Origin of the sequence: Microbispora sp. H11081, from assembly GCF_012999535.1 — a bacterium.
In the GTDB taxonomy this organism is placed as follows: domain Bacteria; phylum Actinomycetota; class Actinomycetes; order Streptosporangiales; family Streptosporangiaceae; genus Microbispora.
Genome location: NZ_JABBWV010000020.1, coordinates 36771 through 61406, shown reverse-complemented (window position 1 = coordinate 61406; position 24636 = coordinate 36771). Strand labels below are relative to the sequence as shown.

The window sequence follows — 24636 nt, the reverse complement described above, 5'->3', positions numbered from 1 at the left end:
TGACGATGCCCTTACTCACAACGGACGGTGTCATGGCCGCTTACGCCAGTCGAGGCGGGGCGGCGGCGGCCCCAAATTGGGCGGCACGTCGGGCAGCGTGGGCTCCTCCGTCTCCGGCTCCGGTTCCGGCTCCGCCGGCGCCAGGGCCGCCCGCCGGATCTCCTCGAACTCCCCGAGAGTCGTCTTGGGGAAGGTGAGTATCGCCGGGTTCGCGTCGGCGAGGCGCACCTGGCGTCCCTCCGCCGTCGAGTAGGTGATGATCACCGAGGTCGTGGGGAGCTGCTGGAGCTGGTGCGGCTCGACCAGGAACTCCCGCGACCGCTGCAGGACGCCGTCGGCCATGGTGGGCGCGTGCCGCCCCCACTCGGTCGACTCGGTGATGTCCTCCCGCAGGTCGCCCTCGCCCATCTCCTCCCCCTCCGTACGGCTCTCGCCGACGGTGGAGGTGTAGAAGCCGCTCGGGCCCTTGACCGACGAGCTGAACGTCTCGGTGAGCTGGGCGAGCTCCAGGCGGTGTTCCGTGCCGACGTGCTCGCTGGCCACCCGGGCGTCCTCGGCGTTGCCCAGCCGCATGAACGCGACCGCCGCGTGCCCCCGGCCGAGCCGCTCCCGCACGGTCGGGGTGAGGCTGCGGTAGGTGAGCACGAGCCCGGTGCGCGAGGTCTCGCAGGCGTCCATGAGCCGGTCGAGCACGTCGCCGCGCAGCTTGTCCGCGCCCGCCACGATGATCGTGTGGTACCAGGGCCGCTCGCTGGCCGGCGACTGGCGCAGGATGTGCGTGAGCGCGGTCGCGACGTACGTCCCGAGCACCCGGTTGCCGAAGACCCCCGCCTGCCGGTCCATGGTGACGACCCGCAGCCGCGCGGGCGGCAGCCGTACGGCCTCGGAGCCCAGCGTCTCCAGCTTGCGCAGCTGGGACTCCATCGCCCAGGCCCGCTCGATGACCACCCGGTCGGCCACGCCCCGGCCGAACAGCGTGCCGATGCGTTCGAGCTGCGACGCGGTGAGCAGGCCGTCCTTCATGTCGTCGCGCGGGTCGCCGACCTGCGCGAGTGCCCGCAGCGCCGCGGTGACCTGGCTGATCGTGGCATTCTCGCCCAGGACCTCCAGCACGCGCTCCAGGATCGCGTTGTCGAAGCCGATGTCCCTGCTGGTCTCCTCGCTGACGCTCACCACGTGGGCGAGCACGTCGGCGAACGCCTCAGGCTTGAGCGTCGAGCCGAGGTCGAGCCGGGGCAGGTCCACCGGCAGCACCCAGACGAGCGGGTCGTCCCCGCCCCGCCGGGCCAGCTCGATGAGGTCCTTGGCGATCGCGCCCTCCGACAGGTCGAGCACGGTCAGGTGCCCGCCGCTGTAGAGGCGCGTCGCGCCGATCAGCGTCACCAGGGCGGACCAGCCGGTCAGCGTGCCCCCGGCCACGTCGACGCGGTCGATGTCGTCGGGCACCGCCACGGCGTACCAGTTGATCTGCTGGTCGAAGCGGCTCTTCTTCTCGGCCCAGTCGCGGTATTTGGCGGCGTGCTCCTCCTGCGCCGTGACGATCTCCCGCTGGCGGCGCTCCTGCTCCCGCAGCGCCTTGCGGCGGCGTGCCGCGAGCCGCTCGTTGACCGTTCGGTCGCCCTGCCGGATGGCGTAGGTGCAGATGGCGGCCACACCGCCCGCGGCGACGAGGCCGAGCATCACGAACGACCAGGTGAGCAGTTCGGTCACGCCGAGGATCAAAATCCCCGCCGCCACCACGGCCATGAACGTACGGAAGATCCGCACAGGACGGTTGAGCAGGTCCTTCTGCAGCCGCTCCCGGTGGACCCACTCGGTGTCCACCGGAGGCTCGGTGACGTCCTCTCTGGCCGGTCGCTTCGGCGGTGGCCCTGGATCCGGGTACAGCAGCGCGTACTGCCAGCCCAGGTAGATCCGGTCCGCCTGCAACTGGGCATGCTCGGGGTGCGGGTCGCCCACAGGCCCTCCATGTCCGCCTCGGTCACAGCGTAGGAGCTGGAAGCCCTGTCAGGGCGGGCTTCTCGCCATTCGGACGTATTTCCGCCGAGCGACCCAACCAATGCGACCAATGGGACAACTGAGGTCGTACTACGATCGATGGCCATGACGTCATCCCCCAATGGCGCCCGCCGACGACGCCCGGTCCTCGTCCCGGTCGCCTCCGCGCTGGCCGTGGTGGGCATCGGCGTCACCGCCGCGTTCGGCGGCTTCAGCGAGGCCCCGGAGAAACCCCCGGCCACGGTCTCGCCCGGCGACACGATCGACCAGGGACAGTTCCGCACCGAGTTCATCAAGGCGATCGACACCACGGAGCAGGGCGACTTCGGCTCCACGAAACGCTATCTGGAGCTCGTGCTCAAGGTCACCAACGTGGGCAAGGAGACCGCCTCGGTCGGCATCGTCCGCAGGCCGGGCGACCCGATCTCGCCGGTGACCGGCTTCGCCGGCTCTCTCCTGCGCACCCAGCCGGAGATGAAGACCGAGTACGGCCCGCAGGTCTCCGTGCTGAGCCGCGGCATCGAGAGCAAGCAACTCCATCCCGGCATCACCACCACCGTCGTGGTGAAGTACGAACTCGACCCCGCCGCCACCGCGCCCGCGCAGATCAGCCTCGACCTGGGGTCGTTCGTGTACGAGAAGATCGGCCTGCGCGACCAGACCCACTACTGGCAGCTCGTCGGCGAGTGGGACGGCGACGGCCCGTTCGAGCCGGAGGTCACCTCGCGGATCACCCTTCCCGTACGGAAGGAGAACGGCTCATGACGCTCACCCGGGCGGGCAGGCGCGCCGCACGCCATTCCGCGGCCGGCCGGGATCCCCGGCGCGGAGCAGGGCGGCGGATCGCGGCCGGGCTGGCGGGGATCGCCCTCGCGGCGGCGGCCGTCTACCTGCAGCAGAACCACGCGATGCCCTTCGAGCAGCGCGTGTCGTCCATCACCTACAAGGGCCGGATCGGCGAGATCGTGGAGACCAAGCGCTTCACGGTGAAGGTCCAGTCGGTGGCCGCCGCTCGCGCCGTGGACACCACGGACTACAGCAACAAGGTGTCCAAGGTGGAGACGAGCAACATCTTCCTCCTGGTGGACGTCTCCGCCACGAGCGCCCGCGAGCCGATGCGGCTGAGCTCGCTGGGCCCGCCGGTCCTGCTGACCGAGGACGGCCGCCGCTATCGGCCCACCGACAAGGTGGCCGACTCTCTCACGCTCTTCAACAGGTGGATCCAGCCCGGTTTCTGGGTCAGCGGCCTTCTGGTCTTCGAAGTGCCCAGGGACGCGGTGCCCGGCGCGTCCCTGGTCTTCATCCCCCCCAACTCCGCGATAGTGGTCGACACCTTCGCCCCGGAGGCTCAGGTGGATCTCGGACTGTCCGGGGCCGCGGCCGACCGCCTGCTCTCGCAGGCGGAGGACTACCACTCACTGGTGAGCAAGAGCCCATGACCGAGACGCCCAGGGGTGAGACCCCCCAGAGAAACGGCCGGGACTGGTTCGCTCCCCCGGCCGAGCAGCCCACCGACATCACCTACGCGGGCTCGCTGCCGCGCCCCGCGCCCATCGCGCCTCCGTCCGTGCCCATCCCCGGCACGCTCGCGTCGCCCGGGGACGTGCGCGTCTGGCCGCCGCCGGAGCCCGAGGGGGAAGGGGAGGACCGCTCGACGCAGCCCTTCCCCGCGCTCCGCACGAACCGCCAGCCACCGCCGGCGGCCCGTCCGGCTCCCCCTGCCGTCCCCGCTCCCACGGCTCCCGCCGCTCCCCCTGCGGATCCGGTGGCTCCCCCTCCCGCCGCCGAGGCGCCCCCCGCACGCAAGAAGAGGACGGGCCTCCTGATCGGGGGGACCGTGCTGTCCGTCGTGCTGGCCGTCGGGGCGCCGACCTGGTTCGGCTACGGCGTGTACCAGTACGGCAGGCCCAGCGACGTCGTGCACGTCGTCCAGCCGGGCCAGGCGGGTGTCTTGCAGCACGTGTCGTGGCGGGTGAGCGTCGAGAAGATCAAGGATCCCACCGGCAAGCCGGACACGTCCGACCGCCAGTGGCTGAAGGTCGTGGCGACGCGCACCGCGCTCGACGGCGAGGGCGCGATCCGGCACGGCGCCCCGCAGATCACCTTCACCGACCGCGCAGGCCGGACCTGGCAGGCGGAACCGATGAAGGACGAGACGCCACCGGACGCGAAGGAGAACAAGGTCGGCACGCCGTACCGGATGGAACTGGTGGGCGTGGTCCCGCGTTCCGCGGCGGACGAGGCCGAGGTCCTCCTGCGGCCGAGTACCTACCGGGACGTCCCCGACCAGTCGGCCGCGGACGCCGTCGACGCCGCCTTCAGCTCGACGGAGAGGGCCGATCAGGTTCTTCGGTTCCGCCGGTGAGCCGTCGGCGGGTCGCGGCGATGTCGAACGCCGCCGCGATCAGGCACATCGTCACCAGGGTCACGACCAGGTCCGACACGTAGGCGATCGGCTCGCCGGTCACGAACCACAGATACGGCTCCTCACTCGCGGTGAGATAGCGGCCGGCCCTGGTGAGATAGTCGCCGCCGATGTGCACCCCGACGTAGCACAGGGCGAACAGCCCGAACAGCGGGGCGCCCCCGCGCGCCGTCAGGCGCAGGGAGTTGAGCAGCGGGATCCAGCGGCCGGTCCAGCCGGCGCTCAGCTTGATCAGCGCCAGCCGCGTCCAGTCGTGGGTGCGCTCCAGGTGCGCCGACGCCGCCCGCTCCAGAGGGGTCCCCCTGATCGTGGTCCTGGTGTCCTCCGCGTACGCGCCGTACACGAGGATGCCGACCGTGAGCCACGCGAGCGGGATGACAAGGGCGTCGATGACGTGCGGCCAGACGGCGCCCAGCCACTCCGACACCTGCTCCCACCCCGGGACGCCCTCCTTGGCCTTGGCCGCGAGGTCGTGCCAGGCGGCGACGGCGGACCGTTCGCCGATCCAGTCGGAGCGCGCCCCCACGGCGGCGGCGACCGCGTTCAGCCCGTAGAACGCGAACGCGAGCTCACCGAACGTGGTGAGCACGCCGGACACGCGGCCCTTCCCCGCCTCGTGGCGGCGGCCGAAGTACCACTTGACCATGTAGGCGACGATCATCGCGACCAGGGAGATCTTCGGGTCCAGGCTGACGAGCCCGGCCATCACGCCGCTGTCCTGACCAGTGCCCGCCTCGATGAAGATGAGGTCCGGCTGCCTCATCAGGTCGATGTCGGCGAAGTCGCGGGCGTCGGCGGCGACGAACCCCCAGGTCATGTAGATACCGGCGAAGACGAGCGCGGTCCGGTTGAGCGCGTTCAGCAGGCTCTCCTTGGCCTCGCCGCCCGCGCGCCGCGCCCGCGTCTCCAGCAGCGCCTCGCGGACGACATACAGCATGCCCACGGTCGTGGCGAGCGACGTCATCACGACGAGCGTGAAGAGGAACATCACCAGGATCAGCCGGGCCTGGTACCACGAGCCGTGCGAGACGGTCGCGGCCAGCAGGAGCAGCGCCCACCGGACGAGCCGTCCGGCCGAGAACCAGAAGATCAGCGGGAGGGCGCACTTCGCGAGGATCCGCAGGGCGTTCAGCGGCAGCGCGTACGGCGACAGCGTCCAGGGGACCCGGCGCGGTGCGACATCCTGGCGAGGGGTGGCAAGTGCGGACGTTCCGGACACCTGCCGCATGTTATCGGCTCCCGCCCCTCCCTACGGCGCGATGAGCTCGACTGTGGGGAAGTAGGTCTCATACCGGGCGGTGTCACGGGTGAGCAGCCGATATTTCCGCACCGCAGCGTGCGCGCCGATGAAGAAGTCGGGCAGCGGCGACCTTTTCCCGCCCCCACGCCTGCGATAGGCGAGAAAGGCCTTGCCGGCCAGGAAAGCCGCCTCGAAGGGAAGATCCTCACGCTCGTAGTCCTCGGGTGGCAAAGCCTCGTCAAGGCTCTCGATGCTCTCGTAGCCGACCGACACCTCGGAGTACACGACCGGATTGACGATCAGCCGTCCTTCGTCCAGCACCCGAGCCAAAGCGTCGGCGGACCAGGCCCCCCATTCGGGATCATCGGTGGCGATGTCGAGCAGAACGCAGGAGTCCACGAGAGTGACCTGCTCGCGGACGACACGCAAGGTGCTACTCGTCACGCAGCAGTCCCATGATCTCGTCGGTGGTCATGGACGTCGTCGCACTGCCTCGGAGTCGCTGCGCGGCGCGCTGCCCCCGCGTGCTGCTGCTCTCCCGGCGCACGATCCGCAGGGTGTCGCCCACTTCGATCACGTCGACCTCGTCGCCGGGGTGCAGGCCGTACTTCTCGCGGATCTCGGCGGGAATGGTCACCTGTCCCTTGCTGTTCAGTCGCATCGCGCCCGTTCCCATCACGTATTACGTGTAGCACGTAATACTAGCCGTCCACAGGAAAACGCAGAAGGCCGGCGCGTCCGCGGGACGCGCCGGCCTTTGTGCCTCGGTGGGTCAGACAGCGACCGAGAGCTGGGCGACCTCGCCGAGCTTGGCCTCGACGGGGACGTCCTTGGTGACGCCGCCGCCGGCGATGATGCGGACCGTCCACTGACCGGGAGCGGCGAAGAACCGGAACACGCCCTCGTCGGAGACGACGACCTCGCCGGTGAACTCGCCGCTGTGGTCCAGCAGGCGGGCGTACGCGGTGCCGGCGCCGGACACGACACCCTGGATCACGGCCTGGTTGGACAGGTCGACACCGGCCGGTAGCGCGATGGTCTGCTCAGGAGCAGCGCAACCCTGTGTGGTCATCAGCGGGCCTCTCCCAGCTCGATCGGCACGCCCACGAGCGAGCCGTACTCGGTCCACGAACCGTCGTAGTTCTTGACGTTGGGCTGGTCGAGCAGCTCGTGCAGCACGAACCACGTGTGCGCGGAGCGCTCGCCGATGCGGCAGTAGGCGATGGTGTCCTTGCCGAGGTCCACGCCGGCGCCGGAGTAGAGCTCGCGGAGCTCGTCGTCGGAGCGGAAGGTGCCGTCGTCGTTGGCCGCCTTCGACCACGGGATGTTGCGGGCGGTCGGCACGTGGCCGCCGCGCAGCGCCTGCTCCTGCGGCAGGTGGGCCGGGGCGAGCAGCTTGCCGGTGAACTCGTCGGGCGAGCGCACGTCGACCAGGTTCTGCTTGCCGATCGCGGCGACGACCTCGTCGCGGAAGGCGCGGATGTCGTTGTTGGGCTCCTTGGCCACGTACTGCGTGGCCGGCCGCGCGGCGACGTCCTCGACCAGCTCGCGGGACTCGAGCTCCCACTTCTTGCGTCCGCCGTCGAGCAGCTTGACGTTCTCGTGGCCGTAGACCTTGAAGTACCAGTAGGCGTAGGCGGCGAACCAGTTGTTGTTGCCGCCGTAGAGGATGACCGTGTCGTCGTTGGCGATGCCGCGGGACGACAGCAGCGCCTCGAAGCCGGCCTTGTCGACGAAGTCGCGGCGGACCGGGTCCTGCAGGTCGGCTCGCCAGTCGATCTTCACGGCACCGCGGATGTGGCCCTTGTCGTAGGCGCTGGTGTCCTCGTCGACCTCGACGAGCACGACACCAGGGGTGTCGAGGTTGGCCTCGACCCAGTCGGCGTCCACCAGAACGGCGGAACGGCTCATTGGATTCTCCCAGGTTGTAGACGGCGAATTAGCAGGTACGTTTCGCAGCCCAGGCAGAAGCCGAACGCTGCGTTGAGGAAGGCGGCCAGCAGTGCCGCTGCTGTCGCACCCAAGGCCAGAGCGGTGATCCCCGCCGCGAACCCGATCAGTCCCATCACCGCGAAACCCAGACCGACCGCCTGCGCGAACCGCGGCGGCGCCGCGTCCTCGGTCTCGGCCGGCCGCCCCAGCCTCGGCCGCACGAACCGGCGGAAGACCAGCGTGTACGGCGACGCGTCAGCGGCGCCGAGCGCGAAGACGACCGCCTGGGCGGCGAGGACCCAGGGATTCCGCGTGACCAGTGCGACCGCCAGGACCACGCTGGTCACGGCCGCGCCGAAACGGGGGCCACGGGAGTCGATCTGCATCGTGGGGATGCTCCTGAAGGATTCTCGGAATGCGGCACGACGCCGCAGGAATCATCCTCAGGCCATGCGACAGAGCGAAGTCGCGACGCGGCAGAAGTCGACCGCGCGCCGCTTCGTCAGCAGCTCTGTCGTGGGAGTCATGGCCATGACAGTACCTTCCGTCTCGGCATCTGTCACACCTTGTCCGATGGATGAGATGGCCCGTGAGACGCGCCGTCCACGGCCGCGCCGATGGCCGCGATCACGTCGGCCTTGCGCGGCTGGCCGGACGCCCGCTTCACCACGGCGCCCGCCTCGTCGAGCACGAGCACCGTGGGAGTGCGCAGCACGTCGAAGCGCCTGACCAGGTCGAGGCGCGACTCCGCGTCGATCTCCACGTGCCGGACGCCGGGCACCACGGCGGCCACCTCGCCCAGAATCCGGCGGGTCGCCCGGCACGGCTGGCAGAACGCGGTCGAGAACTGCACCAGCGTGGCGCGCTCGCCGAGTTCTGCGCCGAGATCCGCGCTCGTCACCGGGGCGTGTTCCACGGCCCGCATCCTTCCGTCGCGCCGTCTCAGGGCAAGTCCGATCGCCACGCCCAGCACGAGCGTGACCACGAGCACCGAGACACCTGCCATCACGGGGTGCAACCGTACGCCCCGTGCGGCCGATTCCCGGCGCCGGGTAACGCGAAGGTCACACCTTGGCGGTCACCAGGACGTGGCCGCCCGAGTCGGTGAGCTCGATCCGGTCGATCTCGCCGGGACGCGACGCCGTCGAGCCTTCGAGGACCATCTTCTGCCCGCCGAACTCCCCCGCGCCCACCGTCCAGCTCCCGAGCACCGAGACCGCGCCGTCCTTCGCGACCGCGCGCAGGGTGCAGACCGTGCCCGCCGGGACTCCCGCGACCCTGGCGACGACCTGCGTCCCGCCGTCGTGCGGGACGAGCCGTACGGCGATGCGCGCGTCGCCGACGCGCCCGCGCGCCTCGTGCGGCGCCGTGGCGGTCGCCTTCACTCGCGGGTTCTGCGCTGCCGGGTCCTGGGCTGCCGGGTCCTGGGCTGCCGGGTCCTGCGCTGGCGGGTCCTGCACCTTCTTCGCCACTGCGCCCGGGGACGGCGCCTGTGACGGCGCGGCGGACTCCCGCAGTTCGAAAAGCTGCGGCTCCTGCGGCGTGTCCTGCTCCGCCGCGGGGGCCTGGCCCGCGGCGGCCGCGTCCGCGGCCGAGTCCTCGGCGCTCCGCGTGGCCGGCGCCGCGGCGACCGACGTCATTTCGTCCGAGGCGGTCCGCGCTCCCGAGACCCACGCCGTGCCGCCCACCGCCGCGACGACGACGGACGCGGCGAGCGCCAGAAGCACCTGGGACCTGCGCCCGCGCCGGGCGGTGCGGGCCGTCGCCACCGCACCGGTTTCAGCGCCCGCGCCCGCGCCGGCACCCGCACCGACGCCCGCGACGACGCCGTCGAGCACGGCGCGCGGCGGCGCGGCGGCGCGCTCGATGTCCTCGGCCGTCACGCGGGCCAGCAGCGGCGGCAGGCCGGACAGGTCGGCCAGCTCCGCCCGGCACGCCGCGCAGGTGTCCAGGTGGGCCTCGACCTCGGTGGTCTCCTCGGCGTCGAGCGCCCCCAGCACGTAGACGCCGAGCGAGATCCGCACCTCCTCGCAGGTCATGGCGCCAGCCCCCGTTCCTCCAGGGCGAGTTTCAGCGCCCGGAGCGCGTAGTAGGTCCGCGACTTCACCGTTCCCGGCGGGATGCCGAGGATCTCCGACGCCTCCTTCACCGATCTCCCCCGGTAGTACGTCTCCAGGAGCACCTCGCGATGCTCCGCCCTGAGCGAGGCCAGCGCCTCGGCCACCCCCCAGGACTCGACGGCGCGCTCGAGCTCGTCGTCGGCAGGCAGCACGGCGAGCGCCTCGTCGCCCGCCTCCTGCGGCCTGGACTTGCGGGCCCGGTGCTGGTCGACGACGAGGTTGCGTGCGACGGTGAAAAGCCAGGCGCGAACCGGGCGTCCCTGGAGCCCGGAGGGATTCCGCCAGGCCCGGAGCAACGTCTCCTGCACCACGTCCTCCGCCCTGCCAGGGTCACCGGTCAGCCGCAGCACGTAGCCGTACAGCGGCCCACCGTGATCCTCCCAAAGTGCGCGTATGAGCTCCTCGTCGGCGGTTCCGGCTGGACTCACATCCTCATCACGTACGCCAGGACCCGGCGGTTCAGCGGTGTGACGATCGTCACGCCGGCCCTCAGCGGAGGAGGACATCGGACGCGGTGCCCTGGACCGCGAGCCCTTCGCTGGTCGAGGTCACGCGGGTGACCCTGAGGTTGAGCGGCAGGTCCTTCACCGGCACGGTGAACGAGATGAGCCGCTCGGCGTTCGGCACGGGGATACTCCCGGCGAGCTTCACGTTGGTCGGGGTGAGCCGGATCGCGCCCTGCACCACCTGGATCTTCATGTCGGCGGTGACCGGCACCTGGTTGCCGAGCACGGACACGTTGCCCGAGACGCGGACCGCGTCGTCTCCTGTGCCCTCGACCTTGATGCCGCGCGGCGCGCGGGCCGACAGGGTCTCCCGCGAGATGATCACGGTGCCCGTCACGCGCTCGGCCCTGATCTCGGTGGCGGCGGCGTTCTGGACCAGATCGGACAGCGGGGCGGTGACACCGTGCAGCGTGGCGTCGATGCGTTCGAGCCGGATGCCCTCCCGCTCCACCTCGCCGATGCCGATGGCGATCTCCTCGTATCTGCCCGAGACGGCCTGGGTGAGGAAGGGAATGCCTTTCACCTGCACCGACGGCGCCTGCGCCAGGTCGTACGTCGCCTCGATCTGCCGGGCGATCTCACGCTGCACCCCGACCACGGCGACCCGGTCGAGCACGACGAGCAGGATGGCCAGCAGGGCCACGGCCACGACCAACTTGCGCATCCGACTCCTCCGAAGGCGCCTTTGTGATCAGAGTAGTGCCTTGACCGGCGAGACTCCCCCGGGACCGGTGGCGGCGCTCCGGACGGCACGGGGGACGGGGATCAACGGGAGAGGCACGTGCAGCTCATCCCCCGGCGAAGGGGGGTAAAACCTCGACCACGGCACCCTCGTGCAGGTCGATCGTCGCCGGGTCGCGCGTCCCCACAGGGGCGCCGTCCACGAGGAAGGAGCACCGGCGCAGCACGCGCTCGACGGCCGGGTCGCGCGAGACCCACGCGAGCAGATCCCCCAGCGTCCCGGCGTCGAACGCCTCCTCCGGCACGCCCGCCGCCTCCTTCGCCGCCGCCCAGTAGCGGATCGTTCCTCTGGCCATGACGCGTCTCTCCCCTCGACCCTCCGCCCCCGCCGGGACTCTCCGTCACCGTCACGTTACGGGGATAAACCACGTGACGTGTTGTTCACACGGGTGACGCACATTGGACGCAAACTTCGTGTGGGCTACCCTACGAATTAATGGACTCGGGCGATGGGGCCCCCGGGTCCTTACGTGTTTGGATGGCTGTCGCGGTTTCCAGTGCTGCAAACGGCGCCGAGCCGACATGGTACGAGGAGGCTCATGTGAGCAATCTGCTCCTGCTGACCAACGCTCTGGAGCCGTCGGCGGAGGTGCTCCCGGCACTCGGACTGCTGCTTCACTCGGTGCGGGTCGCGCCCGCCGAGGCCTCCGCGTTGATCGACATACCACCGGCCGAGGCCATCCTGGTGGACGCGCGCCGCGAGCTCGTGCAGGCCAAGAGCCTGTGCCGGCTGCTGCGTACGACCGGCGTCACCTGCCCGCTGATGGTGATCGTGACCGAGGGCGGCCTGGCGGCGATGTCGGCGGAGTGGGGTGTCGACGACGTGCTCCTCGACACCGCGGGACCGGCGGAGGTCGAGGCCCGGCTGCGCATGTCCGTCGGGCGGCTGGCGCTGGCCGCCGTCGAGGAGGTCCCCGACGAGATCCGCAGCGGCGACCTGACGATCGACGAGGCGACCTACACCGCCCGGCTGCGCGGGCGTGCGCTGGACCTCACGTTCAAGGAGTTCGAGCTGCTGAAGTACCTCGCTCAGCACCCTGGCCGGGTCTTCACCCGGGCCCAGCTGCTGCAGGAGGTCTGGGGCTACGACTACTTCGGCGGCACCCGGACCGTGGACGTGCACGTACGGCGTCTGCGGGCCAAGCTGGGCGCCGAGTACGAGGCGCTGATCGGAACGGTCCGCAACGTCGGCTACCGCTTCGTCCCCGACCGCGGCGGCGAGCAGCAGGCCGAGGCGGAGCCGGCTCGGCGCTGAACGGCACGCACCGCAGTCCCCTGTCCGGGCTGACGGGTCCTCGTGTGCGGCGGCGGCGCGGGCGCGCATGCGTTCGGGGATCCGTCGAACGGCTGTCCGGCAGGATGAACACATGGCTGTGCAGACCCGCAGGCGATGGAACCACAACATCCATTACCACCCCCGCGTCCTGCGCGCGATCCCCGATGGCGCCAAGCACGCCCTCGACGTGGGTTGCGGCGAGGGCATGCTCGCCCGCGAACTGCGACGGACCGTGCCGCGCGTCACCGCCATCGACCTCGACGCGCCCAGCATCGCCCAAGCCCGCGAACACCCGGATGACGTCGGCTACATCGTGGGCGATTTCCTCACCCACCCCTTCGAGCCCGCATCGTTCGACGTCGTCACATCCGTGGCCACCCTTCACCACATGGACGCCGCCGCCGGGCTGGCCCGCATGCGCGAACTGCTGCGCCCCGGCGGGGTCCTGGCCATCGTCGGCCTCGCCCGTGGCACCATGCCCAACGACCTGCCGTACGAGCTGGCCGGCGTCGTCGTCGGCAACCTCTATCGCCTGGTGAAGGGGCACTGGGAGCATCCGTCCCCCACGGTTTGGCCGCCGCCGGTGACGTACCCGCAGATGCGAGCGTTGGCCGCCCAGACCCTGCCCGGCGCCCGGTATCGCCGTCACGTCCTGTGGCGCTACAGCATCATCTGGCGCAAGCCGCAGAACTGACTCAGTACGCCAGCTCTGGGGCACATAGCTGGTACAGGTGCGCCACAGAGGCCGCGTATGGCAGCGGGCCGCGCACGTGCTCGGGGGTGAGCCGCACGCCGGTGCAACGCTCGGCGAGCGCGAGCGCGGCCTCGACGAACTGTTCCGAACGCTCCATCCACTCCTCGTCCCACTCCCCGTCGTCATCGATCTCGTAAAGCAGGCCGAGGTCCTCCAGGTCCTCCAGCAACCAGTCCGGCTCGGCGCCCCATCGCGGCTCGTCGGGAAACATCGGGTCCAGACCGGTGATCAATTTTCCGTCGACGGCGTAGATGAACTTGGCGTGCGAGTCGATGTTGTTGTGCACGGTGGCCAGCCTGGTGCCGCGCGACAGCTCACTGACCACATCCCGCGTGATCCCGGCGTAGCCCGCGATGTCGACGATGACCGAACCGCCGTCAGCCGGCCCCACTTCGATGTAACCCCGAGGCTCTGTGATGTCGCCGGGCGCCGCCTTCAAGCGCTGAAGCACTTCGGCGGGCCGCATGTCGGCGACGAAGGTGAAGCAGAACCCGGAGACGGCGATGCCGCCCTCGAACTCCTGCCACCAGGCATAGTCCTGGGCTGTGGCGCTGTTCATCATGACCTCGCGAAGAGTGCCCGTGCATTTGCGGCGAGCAGTGACGATCAGGGATCTACTGATTGTGCTCGACCAGAGACCGGTCCACAGGCTGATCCGCCATCGACCCACCCGCACGCGCCGGGTATGGACGCTGTCGCCGGCCCGATCACGCCCAGCGGAGGCGAGATGTAGACGGCATGCGGCCACTTGGCCCGGGTCGATGGCCAAAGGTGGCGGCCGCTCTCTCTCCGCCACCGAGGTCTACCCTCCGGATGCGAACGCCAGGATGTCGTCCACCGCGTCGCTGAGTGCCCTGGCATAGCCATGATCGGAAATTGAGTGGCGCAGCGTCACCTGGCGGGAGTTCACTGGTGCGACCGTCCGCCAAGGGAGTCTCTTCAGTGATCGCGATTTCAGCCGCTTCCGGTGCGCTCGGCCGCCTCGTCGTCAGCGGTCTGCGCACCAGGGCGGAGGTGGTGGCCGTGGTGCGTGATCCCGAACGGGCTCCCGAAGGCGTTCCGGTACGGCGCGGCGACTACGACGACCCGGCAAGCCTGCGTGAGGCCTTCGACGGGGCCAGTCGTCTCCTTCTGATCTCCTCCCCGGAACTGGATTCCACCCGCAGGATCAGGCAGCACCTGGACGCCGTGGCCGCCGCCAAGGACGTCGGTGTCGGCGCCATCGTCTTCACCAGCTTCCTGGGAGCCGATACCGTCGCCACCGGCATGACCGAGGCCTATCACGCCACCGAACAGGCCGTCCTTGCCAGCGGCCTGCCGTACACGCTGTTGCGTCACCCCTTCTACAGCGACGCGTTCGTCCCACAGGTCTCCAGCGGAGAGATCACCAGCAGCACCGGCGGTCGCAGCCTGAACACGGCATTCCGGTCGGACTTGGCCGAGGCGGCAGCTAACGTACTGACGGGCGAAGGGCACTTGGGCCACGCGTACGACTTCACCGGGCCCCTGTGGAGCTATCCCGAGGTGGCCAGGGCGCTGGGAGTGACCTACCGCGAGGTGCCGGACGCCGGCCCAGGTCCCATGAGCTGGATCTCTGCCCAGGTGCGCGCGGGCGCGTTGGAACGACAGACCCCTGATCTGGAGCGAGTGCTCGGAAGACCCGCCAGAACGGTCATCTCTCATGTCCTGGACAGTCACTCGCCGCAGGCCCTCTAGGGCGCGTATCGGGTTGTGATCAATCCCCGGCGCCGCCTTCCGTGGGAGGGATCGCGGGAGGTCGCCCACAGGACCACAGCCCCCAGGCCGAGTAGGAGGCCCCAGCGGACATGCGCGGGACCCAAGTCCTGGGGCCGCAGGGTGAACATGGCGAGCGGGCCGGGCAGTGCGAAGATCACCAGCCAGCCTCCGACGACGGCCGTGGACGTCACCGTCCCCGGCTCGCTCTGGCCGTACCACCTCGCCATCAGGGCGGCCACCGACAGTCCGGCGGCGAACAGCGCGGCGAACTCCAGACTCGACCACAGCAGCCACACGGGGGCGATCCACGGAGCCATGACGAGAAGGGAGACGCCCCAGACCGGAACCGCCCAGGCGAGACTCAGCCCTAACCGGAAGAGCATCCGTGCGCGGAGCGTGGTGGGGGACGACGCGACAATCTCGGCCGCCGCGTCGTCCAGCGCGAAGCCGCCCCCCAGTGTCAGCAGGACCGCGATGGCTCGCAGGGACCAGACGCCGAGCTTCCAGGAGGCGTCGGCGTCCCACGGCCAGGCGAGCAGCAGCGCCACGATCACCGTGGCCCCCGCGGCCGGCTGCCACCGCGTCAGCCGCCCGCTCATCCGGGCCAACTGCAGGAACTGTGCGAACCGGGGCCCGCGAGAGGCGGGCGAAATCGACACGTTCACGGCATCGTCAGCGTTCCGGCGACGGCGGCGATCACCGCGGCCACCGCACCGACGGCCAGCCACAGCCACCGGCGGGAGGGGCGGGCGAGCATCGCCAGGGCGCCGGCTCCCAGGCACATGGCGAGCAGGTATACCGCGTGCCAGGCGGCGGATCCGGGGTTGAACCCGCTGGGCGCGAGATGGGGATAGGGCCCCCAGCGCGCGAAGTCGGCATAGAACCCGAGCAGGTGGAGGGGGCCGGCTTCCTCGCCGAGTCTGGCGGCCGTGTTCAGGTGCTGGTTGACGCGGACCAACGCGACCATGACGAGCAGCGGCACGCCCGGCCACGGCAGCCATCTCGCCACCGCGATCCCGAGCAGGCAGGCGCCGAGCAGGTTGATCGGCCCGCTCATCAGCTCCGGAATCGTCGGATACCGCTCCAGCGGGTTGTCCGTCACCACGTAGAGACCCAGCACCATCGCCTGTCCCAGGACACCCGCGAGGAATGGGGCTAAGGCGGCCAGGCACAGCCCGCCCGTCCGGTTGGCCCAGCCCCGGGGAAGCACCCCCAGGAGCTCCTCCGTACCGGCGCGGCGAGAGGCGGAGGTGACGAGATTCGCGGCGAAGAAGAGCGGCACCCCCCAGAACATCGTCATGGGTACGGTGATGGCGGTGAACGCCGGTCGAGGACCGTCCCACCCGCTGGTCGCCACGTCCAGGATCCACAGCACCATGCCCAGCAGGTTCAGCGGGTGGAACAGCAGCCGGCGGCTCTCGTTCAACGCGAGCGTCGGCAGGATCCGTGGGTGAGCACCGCCGCGGACGAGATGCGTCAGAGTGCTCATCGCGTCGCCCCCGCCGGGATGCCGCCGAGCAGCAGCAGATAGCCGTCCTCGATGGTGGGCTCGACCAGGCGGCTTCCGGCGGGCGCGTCGCCGAGATTGCGGAAGAGGCCTTCGCCGGTACGCCACGAGAGCACCCCGGACCTCTCGTCCGACAGCCAGGTGTGGCCATCGGCGAGGGCGCGCAGCTCGGCCGGCGTCCCCTCGAACACCTGACGGCCGCCCTTCAGCACGACCACCCTGGCGCACAGGGCCGTCACGTCCTCGGTCTGATGGGTCGAGAGGATCACCGTACGGTCCTCGCCGATCCGTGAGATGAGTTCCCTGAAACGGAGCCGCTGCTCGGGATCGAGGCCGACCGTCGGCTCGTCCAGGAGGACCAGCGCGGGCTCGCCGAGCAGCGCCTGCGCGATGCCCACCCGTCGCCGCATGCCTCCCGACAGCGCACGGATCTTCTTGTGGCTCACGTCGGAGAGACCGACCTCGGCGAGGACGCGGCGAACCTCGTCATGCCTCGCCCGCCGGTCCACCATCTCCTTCAAAATCGCCACATAGTCGACGAATTCGAAAACCGTGAACGCACGGTGGTAGCCGGTCTCCTGCGGGAGATAGCCGAGCCTGCGGCGGATCGCCGCCTGGTCCCTGGCGGAGTCCATGCCAAGGAGCCGGATCGTCCCCCCGTCGGGCGCCAGTGCGGTAGCCAGCATTCGGATCAGCGTGGTCTTTCCCGCGCCGTTGGGGCCGAGCAGTCCGGTAACGCCCTGGTACGCGCTGAAGGACAGCCCGTCCAACGCACGGCTCCGGCCGTAGGCCTTCGTCAAACCTTCCACGACAACGCTCATGAGAACTCCTCGCGCCCCAGGAACAGGAGCCCTCCGGAAACGACAGTGATGATCAGGTACGCGAGTTGCTCGGCGCCGCCGAACATCGCCAGGCTCGGCGCGTGCAGATTGGTCCAGAGGACCCCGGCGAGCCAGAGTGCCGACACGCCGCCCGCGGCGTGCACCGGCTCGAACCATCTGGACAGCAGAAGCGACAGGGAGGTGAGCGCGAGCGCGGGCAGCAGCCAGCCGACCACCGTCCACGTCTGCCCCAGCAAGGCGACCCCGATGACGAGCGCCGGAACCACCGAGGTGATCAGCACGGCGGCCGCGCGCAGCAGCATCACCTTGAACGCGGAGTATGGAGCCGCTAGCCCGATCTCGTACGTCGGGTCCGCGCCCCGGCCGTAGGCCAGGCTCACCCCGAGGGCCGGCACGATCGGCGCCAGGGCGAGGAACACGATCCCGCCCCACCTCGTCGTCTCCCCGGCGGCGAGCGCCGCGAAGAACAGCGTCAGCGAAGTACCCGCCAGCCACGGCAGGCGGAGAGATTGCGCGGCGGCCAGCAACCGGGCGACGTGATGGCGTACGCCGGCCAGGCGGAGCAGCCGTTCGAATGGTCCAGGCGCGGGGGCGTCCACGACGTCGACGATCTCGTCCCAGATCCGGTCGAGCCGGGGCTGGGCGACCCGGGGCTTGAGCAGTTCCCGGCACCTCGCGCAGGCCAGCAGGTGCGCCTCGACGGACGCGGCCGTGGTGGGGGAGAGCAGGCCCTCGGCGTACATCGCCGTCATGTCGTCGTCCATGTGCCAGCCCGTTTGCATGTACCTGTCCCCGGGCCGATCGGTGTGCTGGTTCATGCCAGTTCCTCCCTCAGCAGGGACTTCGCGCGCATCATGCGCGTCTTTACGGTTCCTGCGGGGATGCCGAGCAGCTTCCCCGCCTCCCGGGTGGTGAGGCCGTCCAACACGGTCGCCTGGACCACGGCCCGCAATTCCGGCGAGAGCGTGTCCAGCGCCCTGCCCAGCTCGCCGTACTCGACCCCGAGCAGAACCTGCTCCTCGGCGGACACCATGGTCGGCTCCAGGGTCGGGGACACGACGTGGGGCCTCTTGCGCAGCAGATCCAGCAGCCGGCGGATGCCGATCCCCCAGATCCAGGCCGCGACCTCGCCCTTGCCGGTCCACGTGCGGGCGGTCCGCCAGATCGCCACGAAGGTGTCCTGCACCGCCTCGTCCACGACGGCCTGATCGGCGCACCGCCTGGTGAGCCGGATGACCAACCACGACGCGTGCCGGGCATAGATCACTTCCAGGGCGCGCCGGTCGCCGTCCGCGATCGCACCCACCAATCGCGGGTCATCCCATCTCTCGTGTTCGTCCATTACTCCTGCCCGGCAACCGGTGTCTCGACAGTCTCTCGGCCACTTGTCGCTGCGACACGCGCAAGCGGTTCATTCCGGGCTCGTGCCTTCGGCACCCGCCCGGATTCGGAGCGCCCGAGCAGGCGGAAGAGAAGGGGAGGACGGCTTCCACGAAGGGCCCGCAGCCGCTCGCCGGGCCGATCACGCAGGTGCTGCCCAGTGCGGCGGCGCGTTCGCGCGTCAAGGCGAGTCCCATCCCCCAGCCTGGGTACGCGAGCAGTCCGTTCAGCGAGCCACCGTACCGGGCGTCGTCCGTACGCGTGCCCGGAGCGACGCCCTGCGGCCATCAGCAGGATGAGACATCACCCCCCGTATCCGCCGCGTCCGTGATGACGCGCCCGGCTTGACGGCCCGCCACTAGCGCAGATGCCGGGCGAAGAACCCGGCCGCGTCCTCCCCAGCAAACTGCGGGACGCCCGTGTGCCCGCCCATGTTGGCGTGCAGTGTTTTCTCCTTGGAGCCGAAGGCGTCGAACAGGTCCAGGGCCGCCTGTCGGTCGTTCCCTTCGTCATCCCACTGCAGCAGGACATGCAGCGGAATGGTGACCTGTCGGGCCTCCTCGAACATGGTGCGAGGCACGAAACTCCCGGCGAAGAAGCCGGCGGCCACGATGCGCGGCTCGACCACCGCAAGCCGGATGCCGATGGAGATCACTCCGCCGGAGTACCCGACCGGGCCGCCGATCTCGGGCAGCGCCAGGAGGGCGTCCAGGGCGGCCTGCGATTCCGGGACCGCCTTGTCGACGAGCGGGAGGATAAGGGCGTCGATGATCTCGTCGCTGACCGGTTTGCCGGCCTCCATAGCCCCGCGCAGGTCGGCGCGGGCCTGCTCGGCGGCGGCCCAACGGGGCCGGTCCCCGCTCCCGGGGAGCTCGATGGTGGCCGCAGCGAAGCCCTCTGCCGCACAGTGCCGGGCCCGCGCCACCAGCCGGGGGTACATCTTTCGCAGTCCGAGCGGTGGGTGGCCGAGCAGGATCAGCGGGACCGGTGCGGATGCGGATACGGGCGTCCACAGGATGCCGGGGATCTCGCCGAGGGTGAATTGGCGTTCGAGGACGACGTCATCGAGGCGCCGTTCAGAAGTGAATCGCATGGTCGTGCCTTTCGGGAGTGCTCTTGAACGGCGCTCCCGGACGACCTATCGCCCGACCGTGACCCCAGAGGGGAGCACCCATGTCGATACTGCATTCACGGGTACCACCTCCTCGTTCTCTCGCACGGCCACTGGAAAGCTAGCAGTGGTCGCCATGGCCCGCCAACAGGTTTGGTCACCATGCGCACCGCGCGCTCACGAAGCTCTGGGGTACTTCCCTCAGGGCTGGAATCGTGTCGTGAATCTCCCATCAGCCGGCAGATGATGCTGCTTCAGGGCCTCCTGAAACTCGGAGTGGTTCAGGCACGGCCACCGTGTCCCTGACGCTAGCGAGATCGCAAGCGTAGACTCGGAGGATGAGCGCTGGGCATGCGCATGAGGAGCTTCATCACCTGGTTGACCGGCTGTCGCCGGACCAGGCGGGCCGGCTGCTGCGGTTGGTCAAAACAGACCCAGAACTTGCTGAGGCCGCGAACGAAGATCTGTCGGAGCCGGTACGGCGTCGCCGACTGTCGATCGCGGGGATCGGCGCATCCGGAGAGGGCGATCTGTCAGAACGGGTCGAAGATCTGCTGGCGGAGCGATTCAATCGGTCGGTGTGATCGCTACGCTCCTGGACACAGGGCCGCTGATCGCCGTTGTCGATCGCGATGACAAGCACCATGCCTCGTGTGTGGGACTCCTTGAACAGCTGGAAGGGCCGTTGCTTCTTCCCTCAACCGTCCTTATCGAGGCCGGTTGGACGATCAACAGGCACATGGGATCGGCCGTACACGCGCAGTTCCTTGATCTCGTCACGGAAGAGTTCGAGCTGGTCGATCTGCTCGCCGCTGACGTACGACGTATGGCCGAACTCGTCCGGCTTTACGAAGATGCTCGTCTCGACCCTGCCGATGTGTCCGTGGTGGCAATCGCCGAGCGTCTGGGAATCACACAGATCGCGACGATCGACCGGCGCGATTTCGGCCTGATCCGGCCCCGGCATGTGGCGGCGTTCAGGCTCCTCCCGGAGGTGCTCGCTTAGATCTTGGAGCGGGTGACGGGAATCGAACCCGCGCTGTCAGCTTGGGAATAGGCTACTGATCTTGCCCTGCTGAGCTGGGAAAGCAGGGGTGCAGGTCAGTGCGGGCCGAGTGACCGTGAGTCTCCCTGATTCACCGCTGATCGCCGTCCGTTCTGGCACGCATCTGGCACATGATCATGGCTCTGACCTCTTCCTTATCACCGGTAGGGGGCAAGGTGGTCGATGGGTCCCATCAGGGCGGGGCCGGCGTAACGGGAGGAAGACAAGTGGACTCCCGTGGCGCGTTCGGCAAGGGCGAGAGCGCGGGAGATGGGGTTCTCGGGGAATCCAAACTGATCACCGTCGATGTTCATGCCAAGGTCCTCAACATCGCTCTGGAGCCGGTCAGGGTCAGAGCCTTCCCTAAGGGAATAGGAGTACAGGCTGAACGTGGTCACTAACTGATCATTGACGCAGTAGGCGAAGTCTTCGTTCTTGATGGTGGCGAAAACTGCGGCTGCGGACGTGCCCACGGACAGCGGGCCGGCCATGTCGTAGACGATCCCCGCCCAGCCACATTCGATCAGGACGATTCCGCCGTCAGCCGCGTAGGCCGCGATGCCGAATCCGGAGTCGCCCAGCGGCCCAGGGGCGACACCGATCCGCCGCAGGGCCTCTTGAGGGGACAAGTCCCGTACGAAGGTGGCGAAGAGCCACGTGTCATGGGTGTCATCGGTGAACTCCCGGTAGAGCCACTCATAGGTTTCCGCCGTCGCGCCACTCATCCCATGTGCCTTTCGTTGGGGCGTATCGCGGGATCATTGCAGAGGGCACCGACATCTTCGCCTGTGGTCCATGCGCTGTCAGCTTGGAAATAGGCTACTGATCTTGCCGAGCTGAGCTGGGAAAATGTGGGTGCAGGTCAAGGCTGGCCGAGTGACCGTGAGTCCCCGTGGTTCACTGCTGATCAGCGTCCGTTCTGGCACGCATCTGGCACGCGATCCTCGTCTTTACGTCTGCGGCGATAGCGTGCGGCTGTGACATACGAACACCGTTTGTTCGACAACCCTCCTGTAGAGGAGCACGACTTTGCGTCCACGGTGTTGGAAGGGGCGCTGTACAACGCGACACCAGAGGGCGAGGCCGCTGACGTGCTGGTGGGCTTGGCGCTCCATGATGAGGATCCGGCGTTCGTGGAAGGCTGGTGCATGAAGCTCGGCCGACAGCTTGCCCCTGGAAGTCCTCTACTCGGTCTCGTAGGACTCTGTGTCGGCCACCTGGCTCGACGTTTCGGTTACGTGAGCGACGAGGCTGCCTCACTTGCCCTCGACCTCGCGAACCGCTCGAAGGCCGACCCTTCCGATGTAGACGCCCGTGCGGTGGATGGCCTAGATGACGTCATCTTCTTCGGAGGACGGACTGTCTGACCGGGCCTTTCGCCAACCACTCAAAGAGCGAACCAGGGTCTACGGTCAGTCCGGACCTGGCCTTGCAGCATGGAGCGGGTGACGGGAATCGAACCCGCGCTGTCAGCTTGGGAAGCTGATGTTCTGCCATTGAACTACACCCGCGTGACCGGCAGTGAGAGCCGGTCGCTGCCCCTACTGTAGCGGATCCCGGCCGTGCTGCTGCAGTCCCGACGCGAAGATCCCCGATGCCCGCCGGTCAGGGCGCCCACTAGCCTTGCATCCGTGCTGCTTTCCGATCGTGACATCCGTGCCGAGATCGAGTCGGGCAGGGTGAAGCTCGACCCGTACGACCCGGCGATGATCCAGCCTTCCAGCATCGACGTGCGGTTGGACCGCTACTTCCGCGTGTTCGAGAACCATCGCTACCCGCACATCGATCCCGCGATCGAGCAGCCCGATCTCACCCGGCTGGTGGAACCGGACGGCGACGAGCCGTTCATCCTGCATCCTGGCGAGTTCGTGCTGGCGAGCACGTACGAGGTGATCAGCCTGCCAGACGACGTGGCCTCGCGGCTGGAGGGCAAGTCGAGCCTGGGCCGGCTGGGCCTGCTGACGCACTCGACGGCCGGTTTCATCGATCCCGGCTTCGAGGGGCACGTCACGCTCGAACTGTCCAACGTCGCCACGCTGCCGATCAAGCTGTGGCCCGGGATGAAGATCGGACAGCTCTGCATGTTCCGGCTCAGCTCACCCGCCGAGTTCCCGTACGGCTCGGACCGGTACGGTTCGCGTTACCAGGGGCAGAGGGGCCCCACGCCTAGTAGGTCGTTCCTGAACTTCCACCGCACCAAGATCTGAAGCGGCTCAGGCAACAAGTGTGTCACGGGCCACGTTCTGGGCAGCGGGAAGGGGAAGAGTAGGTTACAAGCGGCTTGCATGGCCTGAACTTCGCATTTCCACTGGTAACCCGTACCCTTCTCTGCGGACCGTCCCCGCACATCTGGAGAAACGACGTGCGCCTGCGTCTCACGCCCCGTGAGGACAGCTATTACGACTTGTTCGCCGACTCGGCGAACAACCTCGTCACCGCATCGCGTCTGCTGGTCGAGATCATCAGCGACGGTTCGGACCGGGAGGCCCTGGCCGAGAAGATGCGTGCCTGCGAACACGCGGGTGACGAGCGCACTCACGCGATCATGAACCGGCTCAACGAGAGCTTCATCACGCCGTTCGACCGCGAGGACATCTACCGCCTCGCGTCCAATCTTGACGACGTGATGGACTACATGGAGGCGGCGGCCGACCTGATCGTCCTCTACCAGATCGACCACCTGCCCAAGGAGGTCGTACGTCAGGTGGAGGTCCTGGAAAGGGCCGCCGAGCTCACGGCGGACGCGATGCCGCGCCTGCGCTCGATGCAGCACCTCAACGAGTACTGGATCGAGATCAACCGGCTCGAGAACCAGGCCGACCAGATCTACCGCAGGCTGCTGGCGAAGCTGTTCAGCGGCGAGTACGACGCGCTGACCGTGATGAAGATGCGCGAGGTCATCGAGCAGCTCGAGCTTGCCGCCGACGCCTTCGAGCACGTCGCGAACACGATCGAGTCGATCGCGGTCAAGGAAAGTTAAGTGGAGCTCGCGCTTGTCATCGGCGTAGTCGTCATCGCGCTGGTGTTCGACTACACGAACGGCTTCCACGACGCCGCCAACGCCATCGCCACCTCCGTCTCGACCCGCGCCCTGACGCCGCGGCTGGCGCTGCTCATGGCCGCGGTCATGAACTTCATCGGCGCGCATCTGGGCACGTCGGTCGCCTCGACCGTGGGCAAAGGGATCATCGCCCCACCGGACGGCAAGCACGGCCTGATCATCGTCGGTGCGGCGCTGATCGGCGCCATCGCGTGGAACCTCATCACCTGGTACTTCGGCCTGCCCTCGTCCTCCAGCCACGCGCTCATCGGCGGCCTGATCGGCGCGGCCCTGGCGGCGACCGAGGCCGTGAAATGGGACGGGGTGGTGGAGAAGGTCGTCCTGCCGATGGTGCTGTCCCCGGTCGTGGGATTCCTCCTGGGGGCGCTCATCATGATCGCCATCTTGTGGATCTTCCGCAGAGCCAACCCGCACAAGGCGGGTAAGGGCTTCCGGTACGCCCAGACGCTGTCGGCGGCGGGGATGGCCCTCGGCCACGGCCTGCAGGACGCGCAGAAGACAATGGGTGTGATCTTCCTCGCCCTGGTCGTCGGAGGGTACGTCCCCAAGGACGCGAGCATCCCCGAATGGGTCATCACCTCGTCGGCCCTGGCGATCTCCCTCGGCACGTACGCCGGCGGCTGGCGCATCATGCGCACCCTCGGCCGCAGGATCATCCACCTCGACCCGCCGCAGGGCTTCGCGGCCGAGTCGGCGGCGGCCGGTGTCCTCTACACGGCGGCGATCGGGTTCGGCGCGCCGATCTCGACCACGCACACCATCACGACCGCCATCATGGGCGTCGGCGCCACCAAGCGGATGTCGGCCGTGCGGTGGGGCATCGCCGGCAACATCGTGACCGCGTGGGTTCTGACGATCCCGGCCGCGGCCGTCGTCGCGGCGATCTCCTACTTCGTGCTCAACTTCATCCTCGGGTAGAGAACCCCTCATCGAAAACGGGCCGGTCCTCGGCAGAGGAACC

General features: G+C 68.9%; 32 protein-coding genes and 1 tRNA gene. 12 read left to right on the top strand and 21 right to left on the bottom strand.

The features are described from left to right. Positions 1 to 30 precede the first annotated feature (30 nt). Positions 31 to 1959, bottom strand: coding sequence for a hypothetical protein (locus HHX31_RS31525; protein WP_169953092.1), 1929 nt, complete (start codon positions 1957 to 1959; stop codon positions 31 to 33). A gap of 144 nt (positions 1960 to 2103) precedes the next feature. On the opposite strand from HHX31_RS31525, the gene HHX31_RS31520 reads away from it, so the two are divergent. Genes HHX31_RS31520 through HHX31_RS31510 form a run of 3 tightly spaced genes read left to right on the top strand, consistent with a single transcriptional unit; the run spans position 2104 to position 4363 of the window. Beyond that, complete coding sequence (locus HHX31_RS31520; protein ID WP_169953090.1) at positions 2104 to 2763, top strand: hypothetical protein; 660 nt, start codon at positions 2104 to 2106, stop codon at positions 2761 to 2763. Beyond that, positions 2760 to 3437 (top strand): DUF4352 domain-containing protein, encoded by a 678-nt coding sequence (locus HHX31_RS31515; protein ID WP_169953088.1) that lies wholly within the window; start codon positions 2760 to 2762, stop codon positions 3435 to 3437. The genes HHX31_RS31520 and HHX31_RS31515 overlap by 4 nt, the downstream gene beginning before the upstream one ends. Beyond that, complete coding sequence (locus HHX31_RS31510) at positions 3434 to 4363, top strand: hypothetical protein (protein WP_169953086.1); 930 nt, start codon at positions 3434 to 3436, stop codon at positions 4361 to 4363. The genes HHX31_RS31515 and HHX31_RS31510 overlap by 4 nt, the downstream gene beginning before the upstream one ends. Here HHX31_RS31510 and HHX31_RS31505 read toward each other — a convergent pair. The 11 genes from HHX31_RS31505 to HHX31_RS31455 form a co-directional block, all read right to left on the bottom strand. Further along, positions 4317 to 5642: a hypothetical protein gene (locus HHX31_RS31505; protein WP_169953084.1), complete on the bottom strand. Its 1326-nt coding sequence runs from the start codon at positions 5640 to 5642 to the stop codon at positions 4317 to 4319. The two genes, HHX31_RS31510 and HHX31_RS31505, sit on opposite strands and share 47 nt — an antisense overlap. Before the next feature lie 30 nt (positions 5643 to 5672). Then, positions 5673 to 6092, bottom strand: a complete 420-nt coding sequence (locus tag HHX31_RS31500) for a type II toxin-antitoxin system VapC family toxin (RefSeq protein WP_169953082.1) — start codon at positions 6090 to 6092, stop codon at positions 5673 to 5675. Positions 6093 to 6096: 4 nt separating this feature from the next. After that, positions 6097 to 6324 carry an AbrB/MazE/SpoVT family DNA-binding domain-containing protein gene (locus tag HHX31_RS31495; protein ID WP_169953080.1) on the bottom strand — a complete coding sequence of 76 codons (228 nt, stop codon included), beginning with the start codon at positions 6322 to 6324 and terminating at the stop codon, positions 6097 to 6099. Positions 6325 to 6435: 111 nt separating this feature from the next. Next, positions 6436 to 6735, bottom strand: coding sequence for a DUF1416 domain-containing protein (locus HHX31_RS31490; RefSeq protein WP_169953078.1), 300 nt, complete (start codon positions 6733 to 6735; stop codon positions 6436 to 6438). Beyond that, a complete protein-coding gene (locus tag HHX31_RS31485; RefSeq protein ID WP_169953076.1) occupies positions 6735 to 7574 on the bottom strand; it encodes a sulfurtransferase in 840 nt (279 codons plus the stop codon). The genes HHX31_RS31490 and HHX31_RS31485 overlap by 1 nt, the downstream gene beginning before the upstream one ends. Next, positions 7571 to 7981, bottom strand: a complete 411-nt coding sequence (locus HHX31_RS31480; RefSeq protein WP_169953074.1) for a DUF4395 domain-containing protein — start codon at positions 7979 to 7981, stop codon at positions 7571 to 7573. The genes HHX31_RS31485 and HHX31_RS31480 overlap by 4 nt, the downstream gene beginning before the upstream one ends. A 173-nt stretch (positions 7982 to 8154) precedes the next feature. After that, on the bottom strand, positions 8155 to 8520 hold the full coding sequence (locus tag HHX31_RS31475) for a thioredoxin family protein (protein WP_249347221.1): 366 nt from the start codon (positions 8518 to 8520) through the stop codon (positions 8155 to 8157). A 139-nt stretch (positions 8521 to 8659) separates the two neighbouring features. Next, on the bottom strand, positions 8660 to 9634 hold the full coding sequence (locus tag HHX31_RS35440) for an anti-sigma factor (RefSeq protein WP_169953072.1): 975 nt from the start codon (positions 9632 to 9634) through the stop codon (positions 8660 to 8662). After that, positions 9631 to 10143: a sigma-70 family RNA polymerase sigma factor gene (locus tag HHX31_RS31465; protein WP_311932400.1), complete on the bottom strand. Its 513-nt coding sequence runs from the start codon at positions 10141 to 10143 to the stop codon at positions 9631 to 9633. Before HHX31_RS31465 ends, HHX31_RS35440 begins: the two co-directional genes overlap by 4 nt. Positions 10144 to 10204: 61 nt before the next feature. Next, on the bottom strand, positions 10205 to 10885 hold the full coding sequence (locus tag HHX31_RS31460; protein ID WP_169953068.1) for a DUF2993 domain-containing protein: 681 nt from the start codon (positions 10883 to 10885) through the stop codon (positions 10205 to 10207). 124 nt (positions 10886 to 11009) lie between these two features. Continuing rightward, the gene (locus tag HHX31_RS31455; protein ID WP_169953066.1) at positions 11010 to 11258 is read right to left on the bottom strand and encodes a MoaD/ThiS family protein; all 249 of its coding nucleotides are present in this window, start codon (positions 11256 to 11258) and stop codon (positions 11010 to 11012) included. Positions 11259 to 11503: 245 nt separating this feature from the next. On the opposite strand from HHX31_RS31455, the gene HHX31_RS31450 reads away from it, so the two are divergent. Then, the gene (locus tag HHX31_RS31450) at positions 11504 to 12217 is read left to right on the top strand and encodes a response regulator transcription factor (RefSeq protein ID WP_169953064.1); all 714 of its coding nucleotides are present in this window, start codon (positions 11504 to 11506) and stop codon (positions 12215 to 12217) included. A gap of 112 nt (positions 12218 to 12329) precedes the next feature. Beyond that, positions 12330 to 12932: a bifunctional 2-polyprenyl-6-hydroxyphenol methylase/3-demethylubiquinol 3-O-methyltransferase UbiG gene (locus tag HHX31_RS31445; protein WP_169953062.1), complete on the top strand. Its 603-nt coding sequence runs from the start codon at positions 12330 to 12332 to the stop codon at positions 12930 to 12932. A 1-nt stretch (position 12933) separates the two neighbouring features. Here HHX31_RS31445 and HHX31_RS31440 read toward each other — a convergent pair whose 3' ends face one another. Then, positions 12934 to 13554, bottom strand: a complete 621-nt coding sequence (locus HHX31_RS31440) for a DUF6461 domain-containing protein (protein ID WP_169953060.1) — start codon at positions 13552 to 13554, stop codon at positions 12934 to 12936. 380 nt (positions 13555 to 13934) lie between these two features. On the opposite strand from HHX31_RS31440, the gene HHX31_RS31435 reads away from it, so the two are divergent. Next, the gene (locus HHX31_RS31435; protein ID WP_169953058.1) at positions 13935 to 14708 is read left to right on the top strand and encodes an NAD(P)H-binding protein; all 774 of its coding nucleotides are present in this window, start codon (positions 13935 to 13937) and stop codon (positions 14706 to 14708) included. On the opposite strand, the gene HHX31_RS31430 is transcribed toward HHX31_RS31435, so the two are convergent. From HHX31_RS31430 to HHX31_RS31405, 6 genes are all read right to left on the bottom strand, one after another. Next, complete coding sequence (locus HHX31_RS31430; RefSeq protein WP_169953056.1) at positions 14705 to 15328, bottom strand: hypothetical protein; 624 nt, start codon at positions 15326 to 15328, stop codon at positions 14705 to 14707. The genes HHX31_RS31435 and HHX31_RS31430 overlap by 4 nt on opposite strands. Positions 15329 to 15390: 62 nt before the next feature. Beyond that, a complete protein-coding gene (locus HHX31_RS31425; protein WP_169953054.1) occupies positions 15391 to 16218 on the bottom strand; it encodes a hypothetical protein in 828 nt (275 codons plus the stop codon). Next, entirely contained in the window at positions 16215 to 17057 is an 843-nt protein-coding gene (locus HHX31_RS31420) for an ABC transporter ATP-binding protein (RefSeq protein ID WP_169953052.1), read from the bottom strand. Before HHX31_RS31420 ends, HHX31_RS31425 begins: the two co-directional genes overlap by 4 nt. Then, on the bottom strand, positions 17054 to 17896 hold the full coding sequence (locus tag HHX31_RS31415) for a zf-HC2 domain-containing protein (RefSeq protein ID WP_169953051.1): 843 nt from the start codon (positions 17894 to 17896) through the stop codon (positions 17054 to 17056). Before HHX31_RS31415 ends, HHX31_RS31420 begins: the two co-directional genes overlap by 4 nt. Then, positions 17893 to 18384 carry an RNA polymerase sigma factor gene (locus HHX31_RS31410; RefSeq protein WP_311932398.1) on the bottom strand — a complete coding sequence of 164 codons (492 nt, stop codon included), beginning with the start codon at positions 18382 to 18384 and terminating at the stop codon, positions 17893 to 17895. The genes HHX31_RS31415 and HHX31_RS31410 overlap by 4 nt, the downstream gene beginning before the upstream one ends. A gap of 432 nt (positions 18385 to 18816) precedes the next feature. Beyond that, positions 18817 to 19551: an alpha/beta hydrolase gene (locus HHX31_RS31405; RefSeq protein ID WP_169953047.1), complete on the bottom strand. Its 735-nt coding sequence runs from the start codon at positions 19549 to 19551 to the stop codon at positions 18817 to 18819. Positions 19552 to 19907: 356 nt separating this feature from the next. Between HHX31_RS31405 and HHX31_RS31400 the strand changes: the two genes are divergently transcribed. Then, entirely contained in the window at positions 19908 to 20153 is a 246-nt protein-coding gene (locus HHX31_RS31400; protein WP_169953045.1) for a hypothetical protein, read from the top strand. Then, positions 20150 to 20575 (top strand): PIN domain-containing protein, encoded by a 426-nt coding sequence (locus tag HHX31_RS31395; RefSeq protein ID WP_211590593.1) that lies wholly within the window; start codon positions 20150 to 20152, stop codon positions 20573 to 20575. Before HHX31_RS31400 ends, HHX31_RS31395 begins: the two co-directional genes overlap by 4 nt. A 197-nt stretch (positions 20576 to 20772) precedes the next feature. Here HHX31_RS31395 and HHX31_RS31390 read toward each other — a convergent pair whose 3' ends face one another. After that, positions 20773 to 21339: a DUF6461 domain-containing protein gene (locus tag HHX31_RS31390; protein WP_169953043.1), complete on the bottom strand. Its 567-nt coding sequence runs from the start codon at positions 21337 to 21339 to the stop codon at positions 20773 to 20775. A gap of 252 nt (positions 21340 to 21591) precedes the next feature. Between HHX31_RS31390 and HHX31_RS31385 the strand changes: the two genes are divergently transcribed. After that, on the top strand, positions 21592 to 21981 hold the full coding sequence (locus HHX31_RS31385) for a hypothetical protein (RefSeq protein WP_211590592.1): 390 nt from the start codon (positions 21592 to 21594) through the stop codon (positions 21979 to 21981). Positions 21982 to 22051: 70 nt separating this feature from the next. On the opposite strand, the gene HHX31_RS31380 is transcribed toward HHX31_RS31385, so the two are convergent. Next, a tRNA-Gly gene (locus tag HHX31_RS31380) sits at positions 22052 to 22125 on the bottom strand. A 120-nt stretch (positions 22126 to 22245) separates the two neighbouring features. Between HHX31_RS31380 and dcd the strand changes: the two genes are divergently transcribed. The 3 genes from dcd to HHX31_RS31365 all read left to right on the top strand — a co-directional run bounded on the left by dcd (position 22246) and on the right by HHX31_RS31365 (position 24593). Further along, on the top strand, positions 22246 to 22821 hold the full coding sequence (gene dcd, locus HHX31_RS31375) for a dCTP deaminase (protein ID WP_169953041.1): 576 nt from the start codon (positions 22246 to 22248) through the stop codon (positions 22819 to 22821). A gap of 155 nt (positions 22822 to 22976) precedes the next feature. Further along, a complete protein-coding gene (locus tag HHX31_RS31370; protein WP_169953039.1) occupies positions 22977 to 23594 on the top strand; it encodes a DUF47 family protein in 618 nt (205 codons plus the stop codon). Further along, positions 23595 to 24593, top strand: coding sequence for an inorganic phosphate transporter (locus tag HHX31_RS31365; protein WP_169953037.1), 999 nt, complete (start codon positions 23595 to 23597; stop codon positions 24591 to 24593). It begins immediately after the preceding gene. Positions 24594 to 24636: the final 43 nt, after the last annotated feature.